This is a genomic window from Flindersiella endophytica (assembly GCF_054779015.1).
This window is the reverse complement of the sequence record NZ_BAAGYY010000043.1, coordinates 302,363-326,192: the sequence shown is the minus strand read 5'-3', so window position 1 is coordinate 326,192 and position 23,830 is coordinate 302,363. Positions and strand designations below refer to the sequence as shown.

The following is a 23,830-nucleotide window of genomic DNA, read 5'->3' as shown; positions in this document are numbered from 1 at the left end:
GTCGAGAGTTGGCAAGGGTCTTAGGGCAGCAACAGGTTCACATCGCCGAATTCGTGCCACAGGTAGTGCCCGGTCAGCGCCTCGGCGTAGCAGACACTGATCAGTCGCCGTCCCGCGATCGCCTCCAGCATCAGCAGGTGCGACGCCTTCGGCTCGTGCAGGCCGGTCAGCAGGCCGTCGACCACGCGGACGCCCTGCTCCGGCGTCACCACCCGTTCCGTCCAGCCGGAGGTGGGCCTGACCTGGCCGTTCGGTCCGACGGCGGACTCCAGCGCACGTACCGCCGTCGAGCCGACCGCGATCACCCGATGCCCGAAGTTCCTGGCCGCGTTCACCACGTGTGCCGTCATGTCGGGTACGTCGAACCACTCGGCGTACGGCGGCTCGTGGAACTCCGGCGAGGCGACGCCACAGTGCAGCGTGATGGGTACGACCAGCACGCCGGCGCTGACCAGCCGGTTCACGGTGTCGGGTGTGAACGGCCGGGCGGCACTCGGCATCTCCGCGCTGCCGGGCACAGTGGCGAACGTGGTCTGGTACGCCGACAGCGGCCACTGCTCGGCGACGTAGCCGTACCGGATCGGCCGGCCGTGTACACCGAGGTAGGCCAGGACATCGGGGTGGGACAGCCGCGCGTGCCAGAGCCGTGGCGACTCGTGCCGGCGGAGCAGGCTCACCGAGGCACCGCCGGGAAGCGGGAGTTCGTCGCCGGCGCGGCCGGACAGGTCCGGTCCCTCCGGCAGCCGTACTTCCACCAGCCAGCTGCCGTCCGGTGTGACTGTCGAAAAGTGCACCGCGCGGCCGTCGGCCAGGTCGACCGCCGCCGGGATCGTCGCGGAACGGTTGACGACGAGAACGTCGCCGGGCAGGAGCAGATCGGGCAGTTCGGTGAACGCGTGGTGGCTGACCTCGCCGGAGCCGCGGCCCACCAGCAGCCGGACGTCGTCGCGGCACCGGCCGCGCGCCTCCGGTGGCTGGTGAGCCTCGAGATCGGCGGGCAGGTCGAAGTCCAAGCTGGGCTGGAGAGTCGTGGTCATGCCGCGGCTCCCTGCAGCAGCTCCGGTGCCCTGAACCGCCCGCTCGGCAGCCGGTCCGCCAGCAGGCGGAGGAACGCGGGTACGACGGTCTCGGGCAGCGGTCGGTCGGAGATGTCCTCGCCGGGGAAGGCGTCCTGGTGCATCTGCGTACGCAGGTCGCCGGGGTCGACCCACCAGACCCGCAGGTCCTTCTCCTCCTCGGCCAGGACGTGCGACCACTGCTCGAGCGCGGCCTTGGCGGAGCCGTAGCCGCCCCAGCCTTCGTACGCCTCGACGCCGGCGTCGCTGGTGATGTTGAGGATCGAGCCGGCGCTTGTCCGGAGCAGTGGCAGGGCGGCCTGGGTCAGACCGAGTGGTGCGACGACGCCGACCTCGAGGATGTCGCGGTACGCGCCGAGCCCGAGTTTCGCCAGTGGGGGAAGGGGACTCGGGCCGAGCGTGCCGGCGTTGTTGACGAGCAGGTCGAGGCCGCCGAGCTGTTCGGCGGCGGCGATGAGTCCGGCACGGTGGTCGGGATCGGCGACCGATCCGGTGAGGGTGACGATCTTGTTGCCGTTGGTCTTGCAGGCGTTCAGCTCGCGCTCGGCGTCGGCGAGGGGAGTGCTGTGACGGGCGTCGATGACGAGCGACCAGCCGCGCTCGGCGAGATCTGTCGCCAGTGCCAGTCCGAGTCCGCGTGAGGCGCCGGTGATGATCGCGATAGGCATGAGCGTCGTCCTTTCGGTCGTACGAGTGCTCGTGAATCGACCGTAGGAAGCTGGACGCCGGGTTACCTCGGGCTGCGGATCCGATCTGGGTACGTCGTTGGGCCTAGGGCTTGTGGTCTGTGGGCGTGTGGTGGGGGTTGGGGTCGGTTGTTTGTCTTGGGCGTGTCCCATGGGTTGCGGTTTGCTTTTGCCGGCCACTCACACCTGCGTCGCGGTCCCCACCACGGCCCGCTTTCCACGGACTCCGCCACGGCACGCTTTCGTCGGGTCGCGGCACGGTCGGCTTTCATCGGGTCGCGGCACGGTCCGCTTCGTTGGCTCGTGCTGGGGTCCCGGGGTCCGGGGTCAGTCGTGGCAGTCGAACGCGACCGCCAGGCAGTCGGCGTGCTGGGTCAGCAGGTCGCGGGCGGTCGCGTCCCAGGTGTCTGCCGTTTCGCGGGTGCACTCATGCCAGGTGCCGTCCGGGGTGACGATCGCGTAGGGCCTGGCGTCGGAGGCGACCTCGCCGGCCGGGCAGATGTTGTCCTCCGGGCGTGGGTCGAGGTAGGTCTGGCCGTCGTGTTCGACGTAGTGCGGCTCGATGCTCAGGATGACGCCGCTGAAGTTACCGCCGATGATGAAGCTGTCGCACTTGAAGCGCTCCATGCCGGGCAGCATCCGAATGTTGTCCGGATCCCAGTCGGAGTCGTCGTAGCGTTCGGCGAGGTCGATGATCCAGAACGTCTTCATGACCTGATCGGCCCGCTCGGCGGGGTCGGGGGTGTCCGCGGGCAGGAGCACGAGCGTCATCCAGTGGGACATGGCCGTAGACATTATCGGAGGTACCGTTTGCGACGTGGGAAAGTCAGCCGAGGTGAGCAGGGACGACCTGGAGGCGCTGTCGCGTGCGGTGCTCGCGATCACGACCCGTACCTCCACCCGAGATGTGCTCCAGGTGATCGTCGAGTCGGCCAGGACGCTGGTCGGCGCCGACTACGCCGCGCTCGGCGTGCCCGACGAGCACGGCCGGTTCGCGGAGTTCTACACCGCGGGCGTGAGCGACGAGGAGTGGGCGACGATCGGCCCGGTGCCGCGCGCTCACGGCCTGCTCGGCTCGATGATGCGCACCGCCGCCACCTATCGCGCCGACAACGTGCAGCAGGATCCGCAGTACTCCGGCTGGCCGGAGGCGCATCCCGACATGCGTGGCTTCCTCGGCGTTCCGATCGTCGACGGCGAGGAGATCCTCGGTGCGGTCTGGGCCGCCAACCGCGGCGACCGCGAGCCGTTCACCTACGACGACGAGTGCCTGCTGGTCATCCTCGCCGCGCATGCCGCGATCGCGCTGACCAGGGCGCGCATGTTCGACCGCGACCGTGAGCTCACGCTGATCGAGGAACGTTCGCGGATCGCGCGCGACCTGCACGACGCCGTTGCCCAGAAACTGTTCAGCCTCCGCCTCACCGTCGGCGCGGCCGAGGCCCTGGTGCAGAAGGGTGATCGGGAGCGGGCCCGTGAGGAGTTCGGCCGCGTGAAGGAGCTCGCCGGGTCGGCGCTCGACGAGCTGCGCGCGGTGGTCACCGAGCTGCGCCCGCCCGCCGTACGCGAGGACGGGCTGGTGCCCGCGCTGCGCAAGCACATCGACGTGATCGGCCGCGCGCACGCCGTCGAGATCACGTTCACCTCCGACTGCGACGGCCGCTGCGCCCTGCCGGACGTGGTCGAGGACGTGGTGTTCCGGGTGGCCCAGGAGGCACTGCACAACGCACTGCGGCACGCCCTGCCGAGTGCTGTCAACATCGACTTGCGTACGCCCGAAAACCTCGTGGTGCTGACGGTTTCCGACGACGGCAAGGGCTTCGAGGCCGACCAGGCAGCCCAGGGTGGGCACCATCTCGGCATCGCCTCGATGCGCGAGCGGGCTCGGCGCTCCGGCGGCCGGCTCAAGGTGGCATCGGCGGCGGGCGAGGGTACGACGATCCGGCTGGAGGTTCCGCATGAGTGACGTGATCCGGGTGCTGGTCGTCGACGACCATCGGGTGGTGCGGCATGGCCTGCGGACGTTCCTCGACGTCCAGGACGACATCGATGTCGTCGGCGAGGCCGGCGACGGCGGCGAGGCGGTGTCGGCGGCCGAGCAGCTCGAACCCGACGTCATCCTGCTCGACCTGCAACTGCCGACGATCGACGGCGTCGAAGCGCTGCGGATGCTGCGCGACCGGGGGAGCAAGGCGAAGGTGCTCGTGCTGACATCGTTCACCGAGCCCTCGTCGGTGGTGCCGGCGCTACGCGCGGGCGCGGCCGGCTACCTCTTCAAGGACGTCGACCCCGACGCCCTGGCGCAGGCGATCCGCGCCGTACACGCCGGCCAGGTGCTGCTGGAGCCGGAGGTCGCGGCGGCGTTGCTGGCCGACGACGCGCCGAACGAACGTGCGGCGGCGCTGACCGATCGCGAGCGTGAGGTGCTGGCCGAGATCGCGCGCGGCCGGTCCAACCGTGAGATCGCGCGGGCGCTCGTGCTGTCGGAGAAGACCGTGAAGACCCATGTGTCGTCGATCCTGGCCAAGCTCGGCCTGTCCGACCGCACCCAGGCGGCGCTGTTCGCGGTGAAGTCGGGCCTGGTGTGATCCGGATCGAGACCCGGTTTGCCGTTCTCTCGTTGGTGTGGGACGGCGACGAGCTGGTCGACTGGGCGTCGGGTGGCTACCGCTGGACGCTCGCCGGTGAGGAGACCGACCCGCACCGTTCGTACGGCTTCTCGTTCGACCGCGCGATCGTGTCGCCGTCCGGCGTGCCGGTCGTCTACGTCGATCGCGGCACCAAGGGCTACGTACGCACCAAGCCGCGGCCGCGCGAGATCAACCGCAGCTTCAACCACGCCGAGGACTACGAATTCCCGATCGCCGCCGGGCTCCTCGCGGACGGACGCGAGGTGCTGGTGCACTGCCCCGACGACTACAACCGGCTGGAGATCGAGGACCTCGCGACCGGGCGGCGGCTGACGACGCGACCGGGCCGCGACGACGCCGCCGACGTCTTCCACACCCGGCTGGCGCTGAGTCCGGGTGGGACGTGGCTGCTGTCCGCCGGCTGGGTCTGGCACCCGTGGGGGATCGCCGACGTCTTCTCCGTCGAACGGGCGCTGGCCGATCCCACGTACCTCGACGAGGTGCCGTCGCCGCGGCTCGACGTCGTCGCCGAGGTCGAGTCGGCGTGCTGGCTCGACGCGGACCGGCTGGTCGTCGTCGGCAACCCGGAGGAGGAGCCGCTCGACGACGAGAGCGACGGCCTGCGCCCGGGGGAGATCGGCGTGTGGTCGGCGTCGGCGGGTGCGTTCGTCAGCCGGGCGCCGCTGGGTGTTCGCGCCGGCGTGGTCGTGCCGTACGGCACGCATGTGCTGGGCTGGTACGGGTATCCGAAGCTGATCGAGCCGTCTTCCGGTGAGGTCGTGGAGGCGTGGCCCGAGCTCGACTCCGGCCGGCGGGACCTGCCGTACGGCGTCACGCCGGTGCCGCAGCCACCGGTCGCGGCACGCACTGACGGAAGTGCGTTCGCCGTGGCCGATCCGGCCGGGATCACGGTCGTCACTACACACGCGTGGCACCATCGGTAGGGAAGCTGGGAGGTGAGCGACGTGGGTCCGGCCGAAGCGGGCGGCAGCAAGATCGCCAAGACCGTCGTGAAGTACAGCATCAAGTACGGCCCACTGCTCTACGAAGCGGTCAAGCACGGGCGTGAGCCCGCGCAGCGTGCCCTGCAGCGAGCGATGGCGAGGCAGGGCGACCGGCGCCGGGCCTTCAAGCACGCCGAGACGTTGGTCGAGGGCTCGGTGCTTCGCGTCTTCCGCGACGGCGAGCCGATCTGGGTCGTGTTCAGCGAAGACCATCCGGTGGCGGCGTACCCCGTGGCCGAGGCCGAGCTGACCGTTCTGCTCGAACACGCCGACCTCGGGCAGCGGGTGCGGCCGGGCAGCGGGAAGCCCAAGCTGCCCGACCTCAAGAACCTGCCGAAGCCGCCCAACCCCGCGGACCTGCCGAGGCTGGCCCGCAAGGTGCTCCGCCGCGACCAGGACGGACCGTCCGGTAAGGCTTAGGCCTTCTCGATGTTCACGTCGCCGAAGTTGCCGTGGATCTCCAGCAGGGCCGTGCCGTTGCCCTGAATCCACTCGCCGCGGTCGGCGATGAGCAGATCGGTGTGCACCTGCCAGCGCGCGTGCGGCGACACCCGCACTCGTACGTCCGAACCGGGGTCGAGCGTGACGTTGACGTCGCCGGCGTTGCAGTAGAGCCGGGTCTCACCGTGGTCGAAGCGGCCGTTGACCGTGACGTCGCCGACGTTGAGGTGGGCGTTCAGCGGGGTGTTGAGATCGTGGATCGTCGCGTCGGCGGCGTTGACCTGCAGATCCAGCTCGAGGCCGGGATTGATCTGCACGTCGATGTCCTCGTCGACGCCGTTGATCGTGACCCGGCTGTCGTCGCGGATCGCCCAGGATCCGTGTGAGGTGCGGATCTGCTGCAACGGGACCGACTCGTCGAACGAGACGTTGACGTCGCCGCCGCAGTTGACCTGGACGGCGGCGCAGACGCGGTCCCCTGCCACCGCTCCGGAGATCCCGCCGGCGGCTGCCCGATCCCGCGCCGGGCCGGTCAGTGACTGCTCGGTCTGGTCGGTCTGCTCGGGCTCGGCCGGCTCCTGGTGGACGAGGAAGACGGGGTAGCCGTCTGGATCGAGCACGATCGCCTCGCGTTCGCCCCATGGCTGGTCGACGGGCTCCTGCAGGACGGGCGTGGCGCGTTCGGCCAGCCGGGCGACGAACCCGTCGAGATCGTCGACGCCGAGATGCAGCTCCAGGCGGGAGTGCCGAGCGCCCTCGCCGGGATCGGTGGGATGCAGCAGCAACCGGGAGTCGCCTATCCGGTAGGCGACCCGATCCGGAGGTTCGAGCTGGGCCAGGCCCAGCAGGTCACCGTAGAACCGCTTGGATCGTTCGAGGTCCGTGACGTAGACGGCGATGGTCTGGATGGATCGTACGGTGCTCATCAAGGGCTCCCTGGTCGACGTACTTCAAAAACTGAAGTAAGATTACGAGCGAGATGACAGACCGTCAAGCAATCGATGCCGCCGAGCCTGGAGCAGGGCTCGGCAGGGAGTCCGAGCTCGGCCGCGCGCTGGAGATCGTCGGTCCGCGGTGGGCGCTGCTGGTCGTGCAGGCACTGCAGGACGGGCCGTGCCGCTTCAAGGACCTGACCGAGCGGCTCCCGGGCGTGTCGACCAACCTGCTCGTCGAACGCCTGCGGGGCCTCGAGCAGGCCGGCGTGATCAGCCGTGGCGTGGGAGTGGCGCCGAGGTCCGTGGTGACGTACGAGCTGACCGATCTCGGCCGCGCCCTCGACCCGGCGATCGAGGAGCTACGCCGCTGGAGCGAGCACCTACCCGGCTGAGCGCGGCACGGAATCTGGCACGGAGTACAGCCATGGTCCGGTGCACTCGGCGAAGCCGACCTGGCGGTAGAACTCCTCCGCCCCGGTGCCCGCCGACACGAAGACCACGCGGGCGCCCTGCTCGAAGCACCATGCCCGGGCCTGCTCGACCAGCGCCGAGCCGATGCCCTGCCCGCGGTGCGCCTCGTCGACGACGAGCTCGTCGATCAGACCGTACGCCTCGACGCCGTAGTCGGTGAACATCGCTACGGCCGTGCCGGCCAGCGCTCCGCCGGCCTCGGCCACGAGCGTCCGCGACGCCTGCCGTACGCGGGGCAGCGTGGGCTCGCCGTCGAAGCCCGGATAGAGCTGCCGGATCAGCGCGTCGATCGCCGCGCGGTCGGTGTCGATCGCCGGTCGGATGTTCATGCCCACCGATTATGGGGTTGCCCAGGCACCCTAGGCTTGGGTCCGATGAAGACCTTCGACGATCTGTTTGCCGAGCTGTCCGCCAAGGCGGCCACCCGACCCGCCGGGTCGGGGACTGTCGCTGCGCTGGATGCCGGCGTCCATCAGATCGGCAAGAAGCTCGTCGAAGAGGCAGCCGAGTCGTGGATGGCCGCCGAGCACGAGTCGAAGGAGCGCGCGGCCGAGGAGATCTCCCAGCTGCTCTACCACGCCCAAGTGATGATGCTGGCCTGCGGTCTCGACCTGGAAGACGTCTACAAGCATCTCTAGCCCTCGTCGCCCGAGCGCGAGGGCCGAGGGCCATCAGACGTCTGCCTGATCGAATCCCGCAGTACACCAGTCAAGGAGCTTGAAGAACCATGCTGCGCGTCGCCGTCCCGAACAAGGGCGGGCTGGCCGAGCCGGCCGCCACCATGCTGCGTGAGGCGGGCTACCGCCAGCGCTCGGAGTCGCGCGAGCTCGTGCTCGTCGACACCGCCAACTCCATCGAGTTCTACTTCCTGCGTCCTCGCGACATCGCCGTCTACGTCGGCGAAGGCACGCTCGACGCCGGGATCACCGGCCGCGACATGCTGCTCGACTCCGGCGCGCCCGCCGAGGAACTGCTGCCGCTCGGCTTCGCCGCCTCGACGTTCCGGCTCGCCGGCAAGCCCGGCGTCGCCAAGGGCGTCGCCGACCTCGGCGGCCTGCGGATCGCCACGTCGTACTCCGGCCTGGTGGGCACGTACCTCGCCGACAACGGCGTTCAGGCCCAGGTGATCCGGCTGGAGGGCGCGGTCGAGACCGCGATCCGGCTCGGCGTGGCCGACGTGATCGCCGACGTCGTCGAGACCGGCGTGACCCTGCGCCAGAACGGCCTGGAGCTGTTCGGCGATCCGATACTGCACTCCGAGGCCGTCCTCATCAAGCGCGACGGCACCTCGCCGGCCGGACTGGACCTGCTGGTCCGGCGGCTGCAGGGGGTGCTGGTGGCGCGGACGTACGTGATGATGGACTACGACATCCGTACCTCCGAGCTGGACCAGGCGACCAAGATCGCACCCGGTCTGGAAGGGCCGACGGTCTCACCGCTTCATCGAGAGGGCTGGGCCGCCGTCCGCGTGATGGTTCCGCGGGCAGACGCTCAGCGACTGATGGATGAACTTTGGGAGATCGGCGCCCGTGCCATCTTGGTGACCGGAATCCACGCCTGCCGATTGTGAGCGCCGATGGCTGAGCCTGGCTTCGTTCGTACGTGGCGACCGCGGTTCGCCCCTGTTGTCGCGTGCGTCGTCGGGGTCGGGCTGGTCGCGGCGTCGCTCGGCATGTGGTTCGGCCTGCCCGCCGAGGCGAGGGCCGACTTCTCGTGGATTCAGGTCGTCACGTTGGTCATCTTCCTGCTCGCGATCCTCACCGGCCTGGTGGGAATCGTGCGTACCCGCCTGTCGGCCGACGAGGGTGGGCTCACCGTCGTCAACGTGTTCCGGCTGCACCGCCTGGAGTGGGCACAGGTGCTCGGGGTCAACCTCCGCAGCGGCGACCCGTGGGTGCAACTCGACCTGGACGACGGAACGACGCTGGGCGTGATGGCCATCCAGTCGGCCGACGGCAAGCGTGGGCGTAACGCCGCACGGCAGCTCGCCGTCTTGGTAGCTGACCAAAGCCGGACGGCTCGCAACGACTGAGCAACGCGAACGTGCAGTCTCGGCTTTGGCTGAACATGACCGATCTCATCATCCGGTCGATCTGTTTCGTTCGCCTGTGGCCAGGGGTAGGCCGCTGGCACGATCGGGTGAGTGGGGCAGAGAGGGATAGTCGTTCGAACATACGTTCGATAGACTGACGCCATGACTTGGGCAAAGGTGGACGTCGAAATGAGGGCGACCGTAGGGGCAAGCGACATGCTGGGGCGGGAGATGACCGATCGCTACGTGGTGCGAGCGACAGACTATGGATATGGGGTGTGGGACACGATGGCTGAAGACTGGTGGATCCCGCGCCTCGACATGGCCAAGCGAGACGCGGAGCAGATCGTCGAAGACCTGAACGAGAGCCGCGTCTAGGGCACCAGCGCGCGAGAGTTTCAGCGCCAAGCGCAGGGACGTCCGCCGGGGCGACGGCGGATGCCCCTGCGCTTTGTGCTTGCGGCCAGAACGCCCCTTACTTCAGCTGATACGCGCGGATCACCGTCTGGTCCACGCGGTTGTCCTCCGTGCCGACGATGCTCGTACGCAGCGAGACGAAGCCGGTGCCGACGTTCTTCGCCGGATGCTGGACGACGGCCCGCCAGGTGTCGCCGTGGCGTTCGACCGGCAACGCATGCCAGCTCCTGCCGTCGTCATAGGACGCGGCGACGTCGACCTGCTCGACGCCCGGCGCCACCGGATCCTCGGCCGGGGCCCACGAAGCCTCCACCTGCAACGCGAACGCCCGCCCGGCCGGCGCCCGGTCGAGATCGTCGAACGCGCCGGAGACTCGCGGCGACATCAGCCGGAGTGCCTCGTAAGGCTCCGAGGAGTCTCCGTTCCAGCGGAACGTCCACGCGGTGTCCGATCGTGTGCCCAGCTTCGACCACGCGACGTCGCGATCGACCTGTTGGCGTAGCCGATAGGTCGCGGCACCCGGTGGAACGGTGAACAGGGCTTCCAGCGGATCGACGCTGGTGCCGATCAGCTCGCCGTCGCGGGTCAGCGTGGCCTTCCCGAAGCCGCCTTCGCCGTCCTGGGGCTGGAAGAACTCGGCGCTCGACGGCACACCCGGCGCCGTCGAGAAGTACATCTGATCGGTGTCGCGTAGAGCCGACCAGACCCGCGTGCCCACAGCTGCCGCGTTGGTGTCCAGCCGGTAGCGCCGGCCCGGCCGGTACGCGCCACCGCCCGGCATGCCGGGCGCTTCCCACGCGTTCGTCTCGCCGGCGATCACGACATCCAGCCGGAGTCCCCAGATCAGGTCCGCGGCGGTGCTGTAGTAGTCGGTGCGGTGTTCCGGCAGCCGGATCGGCTGGATCACCTCGAGCAGGGGGACGTTGCGGTCACCGCGTCGCAGGAACGGCCCGTCCCAGCGATTCCCATCGGTCGCCGTGCCTTGTGCGTGCAGGTGGGTGTCGACCTCCGCGAGGTTGCCGGGGTCGGCGCGGAACGCCAGCCGCTCCGGTATCCGGCCAGGTTCGCGGAACACCAGGTGATAGGTCGCCGGAACGCCGTTGCCGGCAACGGGTTCGGCCAGGACGGCGTGGAAGCCGAACTCGTACGGCCGCGAGGTGACCGGCTCGGTCGGCGTCGCGTACAGCTCCAGCTGTCCTGGCGGGTACTGCGTTGACCAGCCTTGCGCGAGGTCCCGTCCGCCGATCTGCTCCACGACGCTGAGGGTGGCAGCGGCGGGCACGGCGGACCGCGACGGTGCCCTCGCGGTCACCTGGCGAGCGCTCCGGGCGTCCAGCCTCAGCGCCCGGTCCTGGTCGATGACCAGCTCGGGGATCGTCATCAGCGCGGCGCTCCTCACGCCGTCGGCCGGGTCGGTGGTCTCGACCACGGTGAAGAGCTCGTAGGTGCCTTTCGGTACGCGGGCGGTCAGACGCCCGTCGACCAGTGCGGCGTCGGCGTCCTCGCGGGTGTCGAGGTTCGTCAGCTGCACCGGCAGCGTGCGGTCGCTGATGTCCTTGCCGGTGCGGTCGACGACAGTCGCGGTGACGTCGTAGGACTCGGGCTCGGTGTACAGGCCGAGCGCGGTCCGCGCGACGACCGTCTCACCGCCGTCGATCGTCGCGGTGAGTGCGCCGGTGGTGTCGCCGGGCTGGGCGTTCGTCGCGACGATGCGCAGGGTCGCGGCAGCGGATCCGTGGGCGGGCACGGTGAGTCGAGCCGGCTCGATCGTCGTGCGCGGGAGCTCGACGGCGAGGTCGAGCGTGACCGTCTGGTCGCTGTCGTTTCGGTACGAGACGTCTCGGCTGAGGGTCGCCTCGTGCGGCCAGCGGTTGTACACCGAGACGGCGGCCTGGTCCGGATGGACCGTGGCGGCGACCGCGCGGGCGACGTCCACCCGGCCGTTGCCCTGCTGGAACGGGCTCAGCTCCGGGTTCGGTTTCGCGGTGCTCGTCAACGCGGGCTTCAGTTGGGCGGCGGTCCAGTCCGGGTGCTGCTGGAGCAGGATGGCGGCCGTGCCGGCCACGTGCGGCGTGGCCATCGAGGTTCCGGACGCGCGGGTGTACCCGTCGTCGACCGGATCGCCCAGGTTCGTTCCGCCGGCGCGGGCGGCGACGATGCCGGCGCCGGGTGCGGTGAGGTCGGGTTTGATCGCGTGGTCGCCGAGGCGCGGGCCCTGGCAGGAGAAGCCCGCGAGCCCGTCCTGCTTGTCGACCGCGCCCACGGTCAGCGCGGCGTCCGCGGCGGCCGGTGACGACACAGTGCTGCACGGCTGGTTGCCGGCGGCGATCACGAACAGCACGCCGGTCTGTGCGGTGAGGCTGTTCACCGCCTGTTCCATCGGGTCGGCACCAGGCTGGTCGGACCTGCCGAGGCTGAGGTTGACGACCCGGGCTCCGGCCGCGGTCGCCCATTCCATGCCGGCGATGATCTGGGAGTCGGAGCCGAAGCCGTCGTCGCCGAGCACCTTGCCGGCCAGCAGTTCCGCGTCCGGTGCCACGCCCTGGTATCTGCCGTTCGACGCTGCGCCGTTGCCGGTGACGATCGACGCCACATGCGTGCCGTGACCGTTCAGGTCGCGGGTACCGCTCGGGCTGCCGGTGAAGTCCTTGGCTTCGACGATGGCGTCGGCGAGGTCCGGGTGAGCGCTGTCGATGCCGGTGTCCAGGATCGCGACCTTGACACCGGCGCCGGTGTAGCCGTCCCGCCAGGCGTCAGGTGCGCCGATCTGCGGCACGCTCTGGTCGAGGCTCGCCCGGACCCGGCCGTCCAGCCAGACCCGGCCGGTGCCGTTTCTGACCTGCGTCCAGAACGCCGAGTCCTTGGTGACGCGGACTGCCTGGGCGCGGATGCTGGGCAGGGCACGGGTGATCCGTAGCGTCCTGGCGGGCTCGAGGCGGTTGCCGCCCGCGACGATCAACGGCAGATCCTTGCGACGCGCGTCGTCGTAGCCCTGGTCGATCAGGCCGGTCACGTCGAACAACCGCTCGTCCAGCCGGCCTGCCGCGATCAGCGGCCCCGCGTCCGCGGGCACGACGCGTACCGAAGTGCTGGTCCGGCGTTCCTGGAACCCGATTCGCTCGCGGCCCGCGCCTGGCCGGATGTGGACTTCCGGGACGCGGCCCGGCGCCATCGACACGGTCACCCGGTCGCCGGTGACCAGCGTGACCGTACGGCTCTCCGCCGGCGATCGGCCGGCCGCGAAGCCGGCCGGCGGCTGGGCAGCCGTCGCCACGGTGAACGTACTGGCGATCACGGCCGTCACGGCGGCGAAGACCGCGCGTTGTGCTCGCACAGAGCACCACCCTCCCTCGGCATCGATGAGTCCTTCCGCTCAGGACGTGTCCGCGGCCTCCCCTTCGGTTCAGTGCGGACGGCTGCGGAGGATTTCGCCGGAGGTGGCGGCCTCAACGTAGGCTTCGGTCATGACGGACGGACCGGTGATGGTGGGCGCCGAGCCCTTCCGCCTCAGCGGAGGCACTCGAGCAGGTGTCGTGCTGTGCCACGGATTCACCGGAACGCCCTACACCGTAAGGGCGTGGGGCGAGTGGCTGTCCGCCGCCGGATTCGACGTGTCGGGGCCCAGACTGCCCGGCCACGGCACGCACTGGCGCGACGCCAACCGCACGACCTGGCTCGACTGGTACACCGCCGTCGAGGAGGCGTTTCTCGACCTGCGCGCCACCCACGACGTCGTGTTCGCGATGGGCCTCTCACTTGGTGGCGGCCTCGTCCTCCGGCTGGCGGCCGAGCACGGTGCGGATCTGGCGGGCTCCGTCCTGGTCAACCCCTCGGTCGACAGCCGCCTGCCGGGCGCCAAGACCGTACTGCCGTGGCTCGCCCGTACCATTCCCGCCGTGCCCAGCGGTCTCGGCGACATCAAGAAGCGCGGCGTCAAGGAGCCCAACTACCGCTGGATCCCGATGCGTGCCCTCGGCGAGATCGTCACGATGTGGAGTCAGGTCACGCCAGCGCTCGGCCGCATCAAGCAGCCGGTGCTGGTCTACCGTTCGAAGGTCGACCACGTTGTCGAGCCGCACAACGCCGAGCTGATCCGCACCGGCGTCGCCGGCCACTGCGAGGTCGAGGTCCTGCACAACAGCTACCACGTCGCCACGCTCGACCACGACGCCGAGCTGGTGTTCAGCGGAAGCGTGCGTTTCATGGAACAGTGGCTGCCCGCGGCCTGAGACCGGCGGGCAGCCACTGACGCTCTCTCTTGCTGGAGGCGCGCTACGGCCGGTCGAGGCCGAACGTGTAGCTGCCGGAGCCGCTGTACGACTCGACGATCCACGTGTAGTAGCCGGACGTGCCGTTGTAGCTGATCGCCTCGTCAGGGTTCGAGCTCTCCGACGCCGCGACCGTCGCCCACGCGCTGCCGTTCCACTTCAGCAGGTACAGGTCGAAGTCCACCCCGCTCGGCCCGTCGAGGCAGCCGAGTTGCGTACCCGAGCCCGACTGGTAGTACGTGCCGTTCGGGTGCTGGTCGTAGTCGCCGGCACCACTGAGCGAGCCGGAGAACCGCTCCGGGTACGACGAGCAACCGGTCGGCGGCGGAGGCTCGCTGCCGCCGCTGGTGGTGAGCGTCAGGTTGTACGCCGAGAGGATCTCGTTCACCGGCTGGAAGTACGTCGTACCGCCGCTGGTGCAGTCGCCGGACCCGCCGGACGTCACGCCCTGCGCCTGGCTGCCGGACATCCACGAGCCACCGGAGTCGCCGGGCTCGGCGCAGACGTTGGTACGGGTCAGGCCGTTGACCGTGCCCTCCGCGTAGTTCACGGTCTGGTTCTTGGCCTGGACCGAGCCGCAGTGCCAGCCGGTCGTCGAGCCGGAACGGCAGATGCTGGCGCCGACCGCGGCCTCGGTGCTGCCGGAGACCGTGACGTTGGTGCCGTCGTAGTGGTTGACCCACGGACGCGGCGTCCAGTTGGAGTTGACGGAGACCCAGGAGTAGTCGTTGCCGGGGAACGACGAGCCCTGGAACGTGCCCATCGCGACCTGGTTGTAGCCCTGGACCGCGGTGCCGCGCGTGCCACAGTGGCCCGCGGAGACGAAGCCGCCGGTGACCGCGAAGCCGACCGAGCAGCGTCCGCCCATGTAGTAGGCGTCGCCGCCGCGGACGTCGTAGAGCGTGCGCGGTGTCTCGGCGGCCGTCACGACCTCGACCAGGCTGTGCGAAACGCCACTGGCCGCGACGAACGCCTTGGCGGCCGCGGTGCCGCCGGGGCGGGCGAGCACACGTACCTGGTTGCTGGCCGGGTCGACGTACCAGCCGGCAACGTGGCCCGGCGACGGGCGCTTGGTGGCGTCCAGCCGTGTCTTGGCGGCGTCCAGGCCGCGCTCGCTGTTGGCGACGATCCGCGGCTGGGCGCCCGCCGCGCGGATCCTGCCGGCCTGCCGGGCGTCGGTGGTCGCGACCACGATCGCGGTGGCGTCCTTGACGAGCCAGGTACCGGCGTACGACGTGCCCAGGCCGCGGCTGAGCGCGCGTTCGACCTTGGTCGCCCTGAACTCCGCCGCGATCCGGCTCGGCAGCTTGTCCTTGGTGATGCCGAGGTCCCGTTCCATGGCGGTGACCATGCCGGGAGTCAGGGCGGTGGGCACCGAGTTGGTGGCGGCGCCCGCTGTCGCCGTGTCGATTCCGGTACTCGCGCCGGTCGGCGCACCGACCGCGAAAACGACGCCCGCCGTCGCCGCGGACGCGATCAAGAGCCGTGCGATTGTCTTGTTCATGTGAGAGCACTCCGAATGTGGGGGAGTACGGCGAAGTCAACGTACGTGCGGCTCAGGCCCGGGCGGGAGATACCAAAACCGCCATACCACGCCTCCGACCTGCGGATCTGCCCTGCACGAACCAGGCGCGAATGACCACGTTAACCACGCGATTGGCGGGTTAACCACGCCCCGGGACGTGGCGAAGCACCTACTGGCGTGGCGAAGTACCGACTGGCGCAGCCTCGAGCGCTAGGCGAGCAGGGCGGGCAGGCCGAACCGCGGGTGTTCGTCCAGCCAGCCGGCGTAGCGAGGGCTGCGCCGCACCGCCGCCGCGTAGGACTCGGTGGCGTAGCGCATCAGATCGTCCGCGAACTCCGCCGCCGGCGCCTCCGGATGCCAGCCCAGCGCCTGCCGCCACTTCAGCGGCGTCTCCGCCAGCGGCACCGCCACCACGCCCTCGGCCCGGCGGAAACCGCCCTGACACAGGCCTACCGCGTCACCGGCGTTGACGAGTTCGAAGCAGGTCAGTACGTCGGCCTCGTACAGCTTGCGCGGGGTGAAACCCGCCTCCGAGCAGGCCGCGATGAAGCAGTCGCCGAAGCAGCCGTCGCCAGCGCCCGCCACCCAGGCCTGGTCGGCGAAGTCGGAGAGCGACACCTCCGACGCACCCGCCAGCGGATGCTCCTCCGACAGCAGGACGAAGACCGGGTCGACCGCCACCTCGCGCCAGATCAGCGCGTCCTCCGCCGCCGGCCGCTCGTTCCCACAGAGTCCCACCAGCGCGAAGTCCAGCCGGCACGACGTCAGCATGTCGGCCAGTTCGGAGCTCGACGACGCGGAGTGCGTCGTGATGCGTACCTGCGGATGCTGTGACCCCAGCCGGTGCAGCAGCCCGGCCAGGATCGGTCCGTTCACCGCGCCGATCCGGTGCCGCCGGATGCCCTCGGCGGCCGCGAGCCGGGCCTCGTCCTGCAACCCTCGAACGGCAGGCAGCAGAACGCGCGCCCGGCTGAAGACGAGCTCGCCGAGTGCCGTCGGATGCGCGCCGCGCTGATCGCGTTCGAACAAGGGGCCGCCGAAGACCCGCTCGATGCGTTGCAGTTGCGTGGTAAGTGCCGGTTGCGGCACTCCAAGAGCACTGGCGGCCTTGGTGAGGCTGCCAGTTTCAGCGATGGCACAGACCACCCTCAAATGGCGCAGCTCGAGTTCCATCTCCGGCCCAAGCCCTCCCCGGAATGTGACAGGACAGTCACCCGACTGCATCATGCTTGTCACAGCACTCCGTGGCAATGCTGTGCGCGGAAATTGGCGTCCCGAGTCGGTCGGCCGCGCGCAAGAAGGCGCCGGTGGTGGCCGAGGTCAGCGGTGACGGCGCTGAAACTGAGCACGGCCGACCGCGGAAAATGAGCGACAGAGCAACGTCCGGATATCCTCGCCGATTGTGTCGACGACTCAGGACGGGCCGCGCTGGCGGTCGGCAGCGGTGGTGATCGGTCCCGCTCTGCTGGGTCTCGCCGGCTATCTCGTACGAATCGGCCGGCCGGCGCTGTGGATCGACGAGGCGGCGACGGTCAACGAGTCCAGCCGTTCGCTGGGCGACCTGTTCGAGTTCCTCACGCACCGCGACGTCGGCCTGGGCGCGTACTACCTGTTCATGCACGCCTGGCTCGGCCTCGGCGACGGCGTGCCGGCCACCGAGATCTGGGCGCGGCTGCCCTCGGCCGTCGCGATGGCGCTGGCAGTCCTCCTCGTCGCCGACCTGGCCCGGCGCTGGTGGGGCTTGACCAGCGCGGCGACGGCCGGTGTGCTGCTCGCCGCGTCACCGGTCGCGAGCCGGTACGCCCAGGAGGCCAGGCCCTACGCGCTCGCGCTCCTGCTCGCCGTACTCGCGGTCTGGCTGCTGGTACGGGCGGCCGGGCAACGGCGGTGGAGCTGGTGGCTGGCGTACTCCGTCGTGATCGCGCTGCTCGGTCTGGTGCACCTGGTCGCGTTGCTGACGCTGGTGGCGCACCCGCTCCTGCTGATCGCCCAGCGCGAGCGCAACTGGAAGCAGTGGCTGTTCTCCGTCCTCGACGGCCTGATCCTGCCGGTGGTGCTCGCGGTGATCGCGTTCCGGCAACGCGAGCAGATCGCGTGGATCCCGAAGCCGACGCTGGAGGCGCTCGGCAACGGCTACCTCGAGATCGCCGGCGGCCTGACGATCGCCGTGCTGCTGGGCGTCGCGGCGGTCGTGGGCATCGCCGGCAACCGCGAGTGGCTCGGCCTGGTGGTGTGGTTCGGCCTGCCGCCGCTGCTGCTCGGCCTGCTCGGCCTCCTGACGCCGATCTTCCTGCCTCGCTACCTCGTCGTCTGCACGCCGGCGCTGATCCTGCTGGCGGCAGCCGGCGTACGGAAGGCGACGTGGTGGCAGGCGGCGCTGGTCTGCGTGCTCGCGGCCGGCCTGGCCGTCCCCCAGCTGTGGAACCAGCGCCAGGTCGACGGTCACGGCCCGGACGTCCGTTCGGCCGCGGCGGTCATCGCCCGTGGCTGCCCCGCGGCAACCGGCGTCCGCGAAGGCGCGGCGACGCCGCAGGCGCTGCCGTACTACCTGCGCCGGGAGCGCTGCGAGGTGAAGTGGGTCCGCGGCGCGCCGACCGGCGACATCCAGCGCCTGTGGGTGGTCCGGCCGAGCTGGGCGAAGGACCAGGCGAACGTCCCCGGCTACGCCAAGGTGACCGACCGCGAGGTGCCCGGCCTGAAGCTCAGCCTGTGGAGCAAGCTGACCGTCCCGCAATGATCACGGGTGCTCGATCAGCGCGCCCGCTGGTAGATGGTGATCGGCAGACCCTCGCCGACGACCTTCGACTCGGTGAGCTTCCACGAGGTCCGGTCGCTGGTCTCGCCGAACAGCCGCCTGCCGGTCCCGAGGATCACCGGGAACGTCATGAGGTGGATCTCGTCCACCAGGTCCGCCTCGACCAGTTCCTGCACCAGCCGGATGCTGCCGGGCACCTGGATCTCGCCGTCGACCTCCGCCTTGAGCTTGGTCACCGCCTCGACGACATCGCCCGCGATCACCGTCGTGTTGTTCCACTCGGGCTCGCCGAGCGTCCGCGTGACGACGTACTTCGGCATGCTGTTGAACTTCTCGGCGAACGGCCCTTCACGGTTGGGCCACGCACCGGCGAAGCTGTCGTACGTGCGACGGCCGAGCAGCAGCACGTCGGCCGCGAGTGTCTCGTCGAGCTTGAACGCGTTTCCGTCCTCGCCGCGTTCGAACTCGAACGTCCAGCCGGGGTACTTGAAGTCCTCGCCGCCCGGCGCCTCCACGACACCGTCCAGCGAGATGAACTCGGTGACAACGATCCGTCCCATGCAGGCCTCCTCGCCTAGGAACAAGACACTACGGCAGGAGCGGGGTGGGCCCGTGCGGCCGGAGGCCGCGGGGGCCGGATCAACACAGCGTGAGGATCTCCGGGCCGGACTCGGTGACGAGGACGGTGTGTTCGAACTGGGCGGTTCGCTTGCGGTCCTTCGTCACGACCGTCCAGCCGTCGCTCCACATCTCCCAGTCGTAGGTGCCGAGCGTGAGCATCGGCTCGACCGTGAAGGTCATGCCGGTCTCGATCACGGTGTCGAAGCGGGGCTCGTCGTAGTGGGGGATGATCAGCCCCGAGTGGAACGACGTGCCGATGCCGTGGCCGGTGAAGTCGCGTACGACGCCGAGGTCGAAGCGCTTGGCGTACGACTGGATCACCCGGCCGATCACGTTGACCTCGCGGCCCGGCCGGATCGCCTTGATGCCGCGCATGGTCGCCTCGTGGGTGCGCTCGACCAGCAGCTTGGAGTCCTCGTCGACGTTGCCGCAGAGGAACGTGGCGTTGGTGTCGCCGTGAACACCGTCGATGTAGGCCGTGATGTCGATGTTGACGATGTCGCCGTCCTCGAGCGGGCGCGCGTCGGGGATGCCGTGGCAGATGCACTCGTTGACCGAGGTGCACAGCGACTTCGGGAAACCCTTGTAGCCGAGCGTCGAGGGGTACGCGTCGTGCGCGATCAGGAAGTCGTGCCCCACCCGGTCGAGCTCGTCGGTCGTGACGCCGGGAGCGATGGCGCGGCCGACCTCGGCGAGCGCCTGCGCGGCGATCTTGCCGGCGATCCGCATCCGCGCGATCGTGTCGGCGTCCTTCACTTCGCTGCCGCGAAACGGTGTGGGGGATGGCTTGTCGACGTACTCCGGTCGCGTGATGTGCGGGGGAACGTCGCGGCGCGGCGAGATCTCGGCAGGTGCAAGCAGGCGCATGATGGACGCCAGTCTAGGCGAGGTCGCGGGTGAGATCAGACGGGTCGGTGTTGGCGCCGCAGATCAGCACGCAGACCCGCTCGCCGGGGCTCGGCCGGTACGCGCCCGAGGCCAGCGCCGCGTACGCAGCCGCTCCGCCCGACTCTGTGACCAGCCGGTAGCTGTCCCACAGCTCGCGTCGCGCGTCGGCGATCGCGCTGTCCGGCACCAGCACCGCACCGGCCCCGACCCGCGTCAGCACCTCGAACGCGATGTCGCCCACCCGCCGCGCTCCCAGGGAGTCGGCCGCCAGCCCGGACACGCTCACGTCGACCGGTGCGCCGGCGGCCAGCGCCGCGTGCAGAGTCGGGCAGTTCTCGGGCTCGACGGCCACGACCCGTGCCGAGCCCTCCAGCGCCGCCGCGATCCCGCCGATCAGCCCACCGCCGCCGACCGCGACCAGCACGGTCGTGACGTCCGGCACCTGCTCGAGGATCTCCAGCCCGGCCGTGCCCTGCCCGGCGACCACCTCCGGCTGGTCGTAGGCGTGGCAGAACAGCGCGCCCGTCTCGATCGCCCGCTTGGTCGCCGCTTCGTACGCCTCGGCGTACTCCCCGCCCTGCTGCACGACGCGGGCCCCGAGCTTGCGCAGCTTGGCCACCTTGACGGCCGGCGTGATCGTCGGAACGAAGACCTCGGCCGGCACGCTCAGCTCGGCCGCGACGTGCGCGACGGCCAGCCCGGCGTTCCCGCCCGACGCCACGATCACCCCGGACTCAGGCAGCTCACCGCGTTCGCGCGCCGAAAGTACCCGGTTGAACATTCCACGAGGCTTGAACGATCCGGTGTGCTGCAGTTGCTCCAGCTTCAGCCACACCGTCGCCGAGGCCGTCCCGACGACCGGCGTCCGGCGGACGCGGCCCGAGATTCGGGCCTCGGCGTTTTCGACATCCGTTGCGTACATTTCTTGATCCCGCCTCGAGAGCTTGTCGAATTCCCCGGCGAGGGGAACGCTTGCATCATGAACAACCGTGAGGAGTGGTTTTACTGCCTACGACACCGGCGGGTCGAACCCTGGAACGGCTGCCGTAACGCCGACCGGTTAGGCCCGTACCCGACCAAGGGCGAGGCCGAACAAGCGCTGGAGAAGGTGTCCAAGCGCAATGACAAGTGGGACGAGGAAGACGAGATGTGGGACGACGGGACGTGACGTCCCAGAGCAGCCCGGCAGATTTTCGGCCCGGTCTCAACCGGGACCGGAAATCGCGTCCAGCAGTCTTCCGAGTCTCGAACGCAGGCCACGAGCCTGCTTGGGCAGGAGAGGTTCGCCTGCCGCATAACTGACGAGGTGCTGTGCGCTGTCGAACGTCACCACCGGGTCGTTCTCGACGACCAGCACCTCGTGCGCGAGCCCTTCGAGCTCCGGGTCGCCGGTGTCGAGTGCGAAGATGCCGGCGCCCTTCTTCCGTACGTCGTCGACGCGTTCGAGCAGGTCCGGGGACGGCGCATCGGAGACCACCAGCAGCGACTCGCCGCGCCTGGTGGCGCTCAGCCGGTCCAGCCCGATCGACAGGTGCCGCGGCGCGCCCGGCTCGGGCGCCCAGCGTACGAGCGTCGGCTCCAGCTCGGGGATGTGGTTGAGCCGCGCCTCGTCCGACAAGTGGGCGGTGAGGTGCCAGGGCTCGTCCTCAGGCGGTCCGACCAGCAGCAATCCACCCTCGGTGCGGGTCCGCACGCGCAGCTGGCGGGCGAACTTCACGGCGTTCTTCAGCAGCGCGGTGCCCTCGAGCACCTCGCGCAGCAGCTTCACCTGGGTGTTGTCCATTGGGTAATACGCTGCCATAGAGAAGCTTGACGAGCCAAGGGAGTAGGCGACCAGACGATGAAGTACGGATACAAGGCGTCCGCGGAGCAGTTCGGCACCAAGGAGTTGCTCGACTACGCCGTACTGGCTGAACAGCTCGGACTTGACATCGTGGCGGTGTCGGACCACTTCCAGCCGTGGCGGCACTCCACGGGGCACGCGCCGCTGGTGTTCACCTGGCTCGGCGCGGTGGCGCACGCCACGTCCCGGGTGGAGCTTGGCACGAGCGTGCTGACGCCGATGCTGCGTTATCACCCGTCGGTGGTCGCGCAGGGCTTCGCGACGCTCGCCCAGCTGGCGCCGGGACGCGTTTATCTGGGCGTTGGCACCGGTGAGGCGATGAACGAAGTGCCGGCGACCGGCATGGCCTGGCCGGGCGGCAAGGAGCGCCGGGCCCGGATGTCGGAGGCCATCGAGTTGATCCGCAAGTTGTGGACCGAGGAGCGCGTCACGTTCGAGGGCGAGCATTTCCGCACCGAGAGCGCGACGATCTACGAACGCCCCGACCAGCTGATCCCGATCTACGTCGCGGCCTCCGGCCCGATCGCCGGCAAGCTCGCCGGACGGATCGGCGACGGCCTGATCGCGACGTCTGGGAAGGCGCGCGAGCTGTACGAAACGGTTGGCGGCAAGTTCGACGAGGGCGCGGCCGCGGCCGGGAAGGATCCGAAGCAGCTGCCGCGGCAGATCGAGATCAAGGTGTCGTACGACCCCGACCTGGATCACGCGCGGCAGTCCTGCACCTGGTGGGCGGCGCTGGGGTTGACGCCGGAGCAGAAGCAGAGCACCGAGGACCCGATCGAGATGGAGCGCCTGGCCGACGCCGACCCGTTGATCGCGACCAAGCGCTTCATCGTGTCCAGCGACGCCGACGAGGTGGTCGACAAGATCGCGCCGTACGTCGACTACGGCTTCAGCGAGCTGGTGTTCCACGGACCCGGCAACGACCAGGAGCGTTTCCTGCGCGCGTTCACCACCGACGTACTGCCGAAGCTGCGCAAGCGGTTCGGCTAGACGATCTGGAGCACCCAGCCCTGACCGATCGCGGGGTCGAACAGGCCGATCGCGTCCAGCGTGACCGGCGGCGGCGTGGCCGGGAAGGCCTGCTGGAGCTGGTGATCGGCCAGCCGGCGCATCGCGTCGCTGTCTATCACGGTGGTGCCGAGCAGGTCGCTGACCCGCGCGACCGGTCCGACGGTGAGGGCGGCGGTGACGGCGAGACCGCTGCCGGCACCGTCGCAGCCGCCGCCGGCCCGGGCGCGGAAGCGGGTCATGAGCTCGTCCGAGGTCGAGGCCGGAGCGTCGGGCTCGGTGACGGTCAGCCGGTGCACGCCGTCGTCACCTGCGTCGATGTGGAGCTCGACGGGAACGACGTCGTAGAGCTTGCGGACCTGCTCGGCGTACCAGCCGATCACGTCGGGCATTTGCGCATTCTACGCAGAGTAGGACGTGGTTGGGGAGGTTTGGGCCGTGCGTGACGATCTGGGCGGCTTGGTCGAAGTGCCGCGTCCGGTACGCCGGGTGGTCTCGCTGGTGCCGTCGCTCACCGAGTCGGTCGCGGTGACGGCGCCGGGGTTGCTGGTCGGCGCGACCGACTGGTGCACACATCCGGCCGACCTCGAGGTCACGCGGGTGCGCGGCACCAAGAACCCCGACCTGCAGGTAGTCATCGACCTGCGGCCCGACCTCGTACTCGCCAACGAGGAGGAGAACCGCGCGCCCGACCTCGACGCGCTCCGGCAGGCCGGCGTCGCCGTGTGGGTGACCGCGCCCACGACGGTCCCGGGCGCGCTCGACTCGCTGGAAAGGATGCTGCGCGCCTGCGGCCTCGACCGCCCGGCCTGGCTGGACGATGCCGCCGCGGCATGGGCCGAGCCGTACACCGGTGAACGTACGACGGCCGTGATCCCGATCTGGCGCCGCCCCTGGATGGCGCTCGGCCGCGACACGTTCGCCGGCGACCTGCTCAGCCGCCTCGGCGTCGACAACGTGCTGGCCGGCCACCCCGACCGCTATCCGAAGGTCGACCTGGCCGAGCTGCCGGACCACGACCTCGTCGTCCTGCCGGACGAGCCCTACGCCTTCGGCCCGGACGACGGCCCGGAGGCCTTCCCCGGCAGGCGTTGCGTCTGCGTCGACGGCCGCCTGCTCACGTGGTACGGGCCTTCGCTGGCAGCTGCGCGCCACCTGCTTGAAGCGCACCGCTGACGGTCCTACGCTGCCTTCAGCGTTGCTGCTTTCAACGTTGAAGGGGCGGTA

General features: G+C 69.9%; 27 protein-coding genes. 14 read left to right on the top strand and 13 right to left on the bottom strand.

Annotated elements, in window-relative coordinates; genetic code table 11:
• Positions 1-20: 20 nt before the first annotated feature.
• The 3 genes from ACYVF6_RS44840 to ACYVF6_RS44830 form a co-directional block, all read right to left on the bottom strand.
• The gene (locus ACYVF6_RS44840) at positions 21-1,037 is read right to left on the bottom strand and encodes an S-adenosylmethionine:tRNA ribosyltransferase-isomerase (RefSeq protein ID WP_460532843.1); all 1,017 of its coding nucleotides are present in this window, start codon (positions 1,035-1,037) and stop codon (positions 21-23) included.
• The gene (locus ACYVF6_RS44835; RefSeq protein ID WP_460532840.1) at positions 1,034-1,744 is read right to left on the bottom strand and encodes an SDR family NAD(P)-dependent oxidoreductase; all 711 of its coding nucleotides are present in this window, start codon (positions 1,742-1,744) and stop codon (positions 1,034-1,036) included. Before ACYVF6_RS44835 ends, ACYVF6_RS44840 begins: the two co-directional genes overlap by 4 nt.
• Before the next feature lie 345 nt (positions 1,745-2,089).
• Positions 2,090-2,545: a hypothetical protein gene (locus ACYVF6_RS44830; protein ID WP_460532837.1), complete on the bottom strand. Its 456-nt coding sequence runs from the start codon at positions 2,543-2,545 to the stop codon at positions 2,090-2,092.
• 34 nt (positions 2,546-2,579) lie between these two features.
• Between ACYVF6_RS44830 and ACYVF6_RS44825 the strand changes: the two genes are divergently transcribed.
• Genes ACYVF6_RS44825 through ACYVF6_RS44810 form a run of 4 tightly spaced genes read left to right on the top strand, consistent with a single transcriptional unit; the run spans position 2,580 to position 5,816 of the window.
• Positions 2,580-3,728 carry a GAF domain-containing sensor histidine kinase gene (locus ACYVF6_RS44825; protein WP_460532834.1) on the top strand — a complete coding sequence of 383 codons (1,149 nt, stop codon included), beginning with the start codon at positions 2,580-2,582 and terminating at the stop codon, positions 3,726-3,728.
• The gene (locus tag ACYVF6_RS44820) at positions 3,721-4,350 is read left to right on the top strand and encodes a transcriptional regulator (RefSeq protein ID WP_460532831.1); all 630 of its coding nucleotides are present in this window, start codon (positions 3,721-3,723) and stop codon (positions 4,348-4,350) included. Before ACYVF6_RS44825 ends, ACYVF6_RS44820 begins: the two co-directional genes overlap by 8 nt.
• Positions 4,347-5,336, top strand: coding sequence for a hypothetical protein (locus ACYVF6_RS44815; protein ID WP_460532828.1), 990 nt, complete (start codon positions 4,347-4,349; stop codon positions 5,334-5,336). The genes ACYVF6_RS44820 and ACYVF6_RS44815 overlap by 4 nt, the downstream gene beginning before the upstream one ends.
• A 12-nt stretch (positions 5,337-5,348) precedes the next feature.
• Positions 5,349-5,816 carry a hypothetical protein gene (locus ACYVF6_RS44810; RefSeq protein WP_460532825.1) on the top strand — a complete coding sequence of 156 codons (468 nt, stop codon included), beginning with the start codon at positions 5,349-5,351 and terminating at the stop codon, positions 5,814-5,816.
• Here the strand turns inward: ACYVF6_RS44810 and ACYVF6_RS44805 are convergent.
• Positions 5,813-6,763: a VOC family protein gene (locus ACYVF6_RS44805; RefSeq protein WP_460532822.1), complete on the bottom strand. Its 951-nt coding sequence runs from the start codon at positions 6,761-6,763 to the stop codon at positions 5,813-5,815. The genes ACYVF6_RS44810 and ACYVF6_RS44805 overlap by 4 nt on opposite strands.
• A 53-nt stretch (positions 6,764-6,816) precedes the next feature.
• On the opposite strand from ACYVF6_RS44805, the gene ACYVF6_RS44800 reads away from it, so the two are divergent.
• Positions 6,817-7,164 (top strand): winged helix-turn-helix transcriptional regulator, encoded by a 348-nt coding sequence (locus ACYVF6_RS44800; protein WP_460532819.1) that lies wholly within the window; start codon positions 6,817-6,819, stop codon positions 7,162-7,164.
• Here ACYVF6_RS44800 and ACYVF6_RS44795 read toward each other — a convergent pair.
• The gene (locus ACYVF6_RS44795) at positions 7,153-7,572 is read right to left on the bottom strand and encodes a GNAT family N-acetyltransferase (RefSeq protein ID WP_460532816.1); all 420 of its coding nucleotides are present in this window, start codon (positions 7,570-7,572) and stop codon (positions 7,153-7,155) included. The two genes, ACYVF6_RS44800 and ACYVF6_RS44795, sit on opposite strands and share 12 nt — an antisense overlap.
• A gap of 45 nt (positions 7,573-7,617) precedes the next feature.
• On the opposite strand from ACYVF6_RS44795, the gene ACYVF6_RS44790 reads away from it, so the two are divergent.
• From ACYVF6_RS44790 to ACYVF6_RS44775, 4 genes are all read left to right on the top strand, one after another.
• Positions 7,618-7,881: a phosphoribosyl-ATP diphosphatase gene (locus tag ACYVF6_RS44790; protein ID WP_460532813.1), complete on the top strand. Its 264-nt coding sequence runs from the start codon at positions 7,618-7,620 to the stop codon at positions 7,879-7,881.
• An 89-nt stretch (positions 7,882-7,970) separates the two neighbouring features.
• Positions 7,971-8,813, top strand: coding sequence for an ATP phosphoribosyltransferase (gene hisG / locus ACYVF6_RS44785; RefSeq protein ID WP_460532810.1), 843 nt, complete (start codon positions 7,971-7,973; stop codon positions 8,811-8,813).
• A 6-nt stretch (positions 8,814-8,819) separates the two neighbouring features.
• Complete coding sequence (locus ACYVF6_RS44780) at positions 8,820-9,275, top strand: PH domain-containing protein (RefSeq protein WP_460532806.1); 456 nt, start codon at positions 8,820-8,822, stop codon at positions 9,273-9,275.
• A gap of 162 nt (positions 9,276-9,437) precedes the next feature.
• Entirely contained in the window at positions 9,438-9,653 is a 216-nt protein-coding gene (locus ACYVF6_RS44775; protein ID WP_460532803.1) for a hypothetical protein, read from the top strand.
• A gap of 97 nt (positions 9,654-9,750) precedes the next feature.
• Here the strand turns inward: ACYVF6_RS44775 and ACYVF6_RS44770 are convergent, their stop codons facing one another.
• Positions 9,751-13,026: a S8/S53 family peptidase gene (locus tag ACYVF6_RS44770; RefSeq protein ID WP_460532800.1), complete on the bottom strand. Its 3,276-nt coding sequence runs from the start codon at positions 13,024-13,026 to the stop codon at positions 9,751-9,753.
• 130 nt (positions 13,027-13,156) lie between these two features.
• On the opposite strand from ACYVF6_RS44770, the gene ACYVF6_RS44765 reads away from it, so the two are divergent.
• On the top strand, positions 13,157-13,921 hold the full coding sequence (locus ACYVF6_RS44765) for an alpha/beta hydrolase (RefSeq protein ID WP_460532797.1): 765 nt from the start codon (positions 13,157-13,159) through the stop codon (positions 13,919-13,921).
• A gap of 43 nt (positions 13,922-13,964) precedes the next feature.
• Here the strand turns inward: ACYVF6_RS44765 and ACYVF6_RS44760 are convergent, their stop codons facing one another.
• A complete protein-coding gene (locus ACYVF6_RS44760) occupies positions 13,965-15,464 on the bottom strand; it encodes a S1 family peptidase (RefSeq protein ID WP_460532794.1) in 1,500 nt (499 codons plus the stop codon).
• 231 nt (positions 15,465-15,695) lie between these two features.
• Positions 15,696-16,658 (bottom strand): LysR family transcriptional regulator, encoded by a 963-nt coding sequence (locus ACYVF6_RS44755; RefSeq protein ID WP_460532791.1) that lies wholly within the window; start codon positions 16,656-16,658, stop codon positions 15,696-15,698.
• 229 nt (positions 16,659-16,887) lie between these two features.
• Between ACYVF6_RS44755 and ACYVF6_RS44750 the strand changes: the two genes are divergently transcribed.
• Positions 16,888-18,222, top strand: coding sequence for a glycosyltransferase family 39 protein (locus ACYVF6_RS44750; RefSeq protein WP_460532788.1), 1,335 nt, complete (start codon positions 16,888-16,890; stop codon positions 18,220-18,222).
• A gap of 14 nt (positions 18,223-18,236) precedes the next feature.
• On the opposite strand, the gene ACYVF6_RS44745 is transcribed toward ACYVF6_RS44750, so the two are convergent.
• The 3 genes from ACYVF6_RS44745 to ACYVF6_RS44735 all read right to left on the bottom strand — a co-directional run bounded on the left by ACYVF6_RS44745 (position 18,237) and on the right by ACYVF6_RS44735 (position 20,671).
• Positions 18,237-18,800, bottom strand: coding sequence for a dihydrofolate reductase family protein (locus tag ACYVF6_RS44745; RefSeq protein WP_460532785.1), 564 nt, complete (start codon positions 18,798-18,800; stop codon positions 18,237-18,239).
• A 79-nt stretch (positions 18,801-18,879) separates the two neighbouring features.
• Positions 18,880-19,728, bottom strand: a complete 849-nt coding sequence (gene map, locus ACYVF6_RS44740; RefSeq protein WP_460532782.1) for a type I methionyl aminopeptidase — start codon at positions 19,726-19,728, stop codon at positions 18,880-18,882.
• Between the two features lie 13 nt (positions 19,729-19,741).
• Positions 19,742-20,671, bottom strand: coding sequence for a threonine/serine dehydratase (locus tag ACYVF6_RS44735; protein ID WP_460532779.1), 930 nt, complete (start codon positions 20,669-20,671; stop codon positions 19,742-19,744).
• Between the two features lie 57 nt (positions 20,672-20,728).
• Here ACYVF6_RS44735 and ACYVF6_RS44730 point away from each other — a divergent pair, with 57 nt between their 5' ends.
• Positions 20,729-20,917, top strand: a complete 189-nt coding sequence (locus ACYVF6_RS44730; RefSeq protein ID WP_460532776.1) for a hypothetical protein — start codon at positions 20,729-20,731, stop codon at positions 20,915-20,917.
• Positions 20,918-20,953: 36 nt separating this feature from the next.
• Here ACYVF6_RS44730 and ACYVF6_RS44725 read toward each other — a convergent pair whose 3' ends face one another.
• Positions 20,954-21,532 carry a hypothetical protein gene (locus tag ACYVF6_RS44725; RefSeq protein ID WP_460532773.1) on the bottom strand — a complete coding sequence of 193 codons (579 nt, stop codon included), beginning with the start codon at positions 21,530-21,532 and terminating at the stop codon, positions 20,954-20,956.
• A 57-nt stretch (positions 21,533-21,589) separates the two neighbouring features.
• Here ACYVF6_RS44725 and ACYVF6_RS44720 point away from each other — a divergent pair, with 57 nt between their 5' ends.
• Complete coding sequence (locus ACYVF6_RS44720; protein WP_460532770.1) at positions 21,590-22,585, top strand: LLM class oxidoreductase; 996 nt, start codon at positions 21,590-21,592, stop codon at positions 22,583-22,585.
• On the opposite strand, the gene ACYVF6_RS44715 is transcribed toward ACYVF6_RS44720, so the two are convergent.
• Positions 22,582-22,995 carry a hypothetical protein gene (locus tag ACYVF6_RS44715; RefSeq protein WP_460532767.1) on the bottom strand — a complete coding sequence of 138 codons (414 nt, stop codon included), beginning with the start codon at positions 22,993-22,995 and terminating at the stop codon, positions 22,582-22,584. The two genes, ACYVF6_RS44720 and ACYVF6_RS44715, sit on opposite strands and share 4 nt — an antisense overlap.
• A gap of 46 nt (positions 22,996-23,041) precedes the next feature.
• Here ACYVF6_RS44715 and ACYVF6_RS44710 point away from each other — a divergent pair, with 46 nt between their 5' ends.
• Complete coding sequence (locus tag ACYVF6_RS44710) at positions 23,042-23,779, top strand: helical backbone metal receptor (protein WP_460532764.1); 738 nt, start codon at positions 23,042-23,044, stop codon at positions 23,777-23,779.
• Positions 23,780-23,830 lie beyond the last annotated feature (51 nt).

Bases quoted from the DNA above. Each gene is read 5' to 3' on its own strand.
- ACYVF6_RS44795 (WP_460532816.1), bottom strand. From the start codon at position 7,572: ATGAACATCCGACCGGCGATCGACACCGACCGCGCGGCGATCGACGCG.
- ACYVF6_RS44720 (WP_460532770.1), top strand. From the start codon at position 21,590: ATGAAGTACGGATACAAGGCGTCCGCGGAGCAGTTCGGCACCAAGGAG.
- ACYVF6_RS44730 (WP_460532776.1), top strand. From the start codon at position 20,729: ATGAACAACCGTGAGGAGTGGTTTTACTGCCTACGACACCGGCGGGTC.
- ACYVF6_RS44780 (WP_460532806.1), top strand. From the start codon at position 8,820: ATGGCTGAGCCTGGCTTCGTTCGTACGTGGCGACCGCGGTTCGCCCCT.
- ACYVF6_RS44745 (WP_460532785.1), bottom strand. From the start codon at position 18,800: ATGGGACGGATCGTTGTCACCGAGTTCATCTCGCTGGACGGTGTCGTG.
- map (WP_460532782.1), bottom strand. From the start codon at position 19,728: ATGCGCCTGCTTGCACCTGCCGAGATCTCGCCGCGCCGCGACGTTCCC.
- hisG (WP_460532810.1), top strand. From the start codon at position 7,971: ATGCTGCGCGTCGCCGTCCCGAACAAGGGCGGGCTGGCCGAGCCGGCC.
- ACYVF6_RS44800 (WP_460532819.1), top strand. From the start codon at position 6,817: ATGACAGACCGTCAAGCAATCGATGCCGCCGAGCCTGGAGCAGGGCTC.
- ACYVF6_RS44715 (WP_460532767.1), bottom strand. From the start codon at position 22,995: ATGCCCGACGTGATCGGCTGGTACGCCGAGCAGGTCCGCAAGCTCTAC.
- ACYVF6_RS44760 (WP_460532794.1), bottom strand. From the start codon at position 15,464: ATGAACAAGACAATCGCACGGCTCTTGATCGCGTCCGCGGCGACGGCG.
- ACYVF6_RS44775 (WP_460532803.1), top strand. From the start codon at position 9,438: ATGACTTGGGCAAAGGTGGACGTCGAAATGAGGGCGACCGTAGGGGCA.
- ACYVF6_RS44840 (WP_460532843.1), bottom strand. From the start codon at position 1,037: ATGACCACGACTCTCCAGCCCAGCTTGGACTTCGACCTGCCCGCCGAT.
- ACYVF6_RS44790 (WP_460532813.1), top strand. From the start codon at position 7,618: ATGAAGACCTTCGACGATCTGTTTGCCGAGCTGTCCGCCAAGGCGGCC.
- ACYVF6_RS44820 (WP_460532831.1), top strand. From the start codon at position 3,721: ATGAGTGACGTGATCCGGGTGCTGGTCGTCGACGACCATCGGGTGGTG.
- ACYVF6_RS44755 (WP_460532791.1), bottom strand. From the start codon at position 16,658: ATGGAACTCGAGCTGCGCCATTTGAGGGTGGTCTGTGCCATCGCTGAA.
- ACYVF6_RS44765 (WP_460532797.1), top strand. From the start codon at position 13,157: ATGACGGACGGACCGGTGATGGTGGGCGCCGAGCCCTTCCGCCTCAGC.
- ACYVF6_RS44725 (WP_460532773.1), bottom strand. From the start codon at position 21,532: ATGGACAACACCCAGGTGAAGCTGCTGCGCGAGGTGCTCGAGGGCACC.
- ACYVF6_RS44830 (WP_460532837.1), bottom strand. From the start codon at position 2,545: ATGTCCCACTGGATGACGCTCGTGCTCCTGCCCGCGGACACCCCCGAC.
- ACYVF6_RS44805 (WP_460532822.1), bottom strand. From the start codon at position 6,763: ATGAGCACCGTACGATCCATCCAGACCATCGCCGTCTACGTCACGGAC.
- ACYVF6_RS44835 (WP_460532840.1), bottom strand. From the start codon at position 1,744: ATGCCTATCGCGATCATCACCGGCGCCTCACGCGGACTCGGACTGGCA.
- ACYVF6_RS44735 (WP_460532779.1), bottom strand. From the start codon at position 20,671: ATGTACGCAACGGATGTCGAAAACGCCGAGGCCCGAATCTCGGGCCGC.